The 801-nt window shown below is 50.4% G+C and carries 6 tRNA genes; all 6 read left to right on the top strand.

What is annotated here, in order from left to right:
- The first annotated feature begins 103 nt into the window (after positions 1-103).
- Positions 104-185 (top strand) — tRNA-Leu (locus NFU03_RS15670).
- Between the two features lie 15 nt (positions 186-200).
- Positions 201-275 (top strand) — tRNA-Gly (locus NFU03_RS15665).
- A gap of 7 nt (positions 276-282) precedes the next feature.
- A tRNA-Leu gene (locus NFU03_RS15660) sits at positions 283-371 on the top strand.
- A 22-nt stretch (positions 372-393) separates the two neighbouring features.
- Positions 394-470: transfer RNA gene (locus tag NFU03_RS15655), tRNA-Arg, on the top strand.
- Positions 471-496: 26 nt separating this feature from the next.
- Positions 497-573, top strand: a tRNA-Pro gene (locus tag NFU03_RS15650).
- 14 nt (positions 574-587) lie between these two features.
- Positions 588-660 (top strand) — tRNA-Ala (locus NFU03_RS15645).
- Positions 661-801 lie beyond the last annotated feature (141 nt).

The following is an 801-nucleotide window of genomic DNA, read 5'->3' as shown; positions in this document are numbered from 1 at the left end:
GCTCAGTTGGTAGAGCATCTGACTTTTAATCAGAGGGTCGCAGGTTCGAATCCTGCATGGCTCACCATTTCTGTAAATTGAATACAGAACATCTAGAGATTATGCGGGTGTGGCGGAATTGGCAGACGCGCTAGACTTAGGATCTAGTGCCTTCGGGCGTGGGGGTTCAAGTCCCTTCACCCGCATCTCTTATTTTTTTTGCGGAAGTAGTTCAGTGGTAGAATACGACCTTGCCAAGGTCGGGGTCGCGGGTTCGAATCCCGTCTTCCGCTCCACTAAATTGCCGGGGTGGCGGAACTGGCAGACGCACAGGACTTAAAATCCTGCGGTAGGTGACTACCGTACCGGTTCGATTCCGGTTCTCGGCACCATTTATCAGCTAACTTATAATATGCGCCCGTAGCTCAATTGGATAGAGCGTCTGACTACGGATCAGAAGGTTGTGGATTCGACTTCTGCCGGGCGCGCCATTTTATTACTTCATATATTGATGATCCGGGAAGTAGCTCAGCTTGGTAGAGCACTTGGTTTGGGACCAAGGGGTCGCAGGTTCGAATCCTGTCTTCCCGACCACTTTTACAAACTACGGGGCCTTAGCTCAGCTGGGAGAGCGCCTGCCTTGCACGCAGGAGGTCAGCGGTTCGATCCCGCTAGGCTCCACTTTATGAACCTTGAAAACTGAACAGCAAAATGTCAACGAATTATCGTCTGTAAAACCGACCCCGTCGGCGGAACAGACACAAAACAGATCAACAGATCTGATAGACATCTTAAATGATGCCAGCAAGAATTGAGCAATCG

This window comes from Sporosarcina sp. NCCP-2716 (assembly GCF_023707985.1).
GTDB lineage: Bacteria > Bacillota > Bacilli > Bacillales_A > Planococcaceae > Sporosarcina.
Note: the sequence above shows the minus strand (reverse complement) of the source record. Positions and strands in the feature narration are given on the sequence as shown.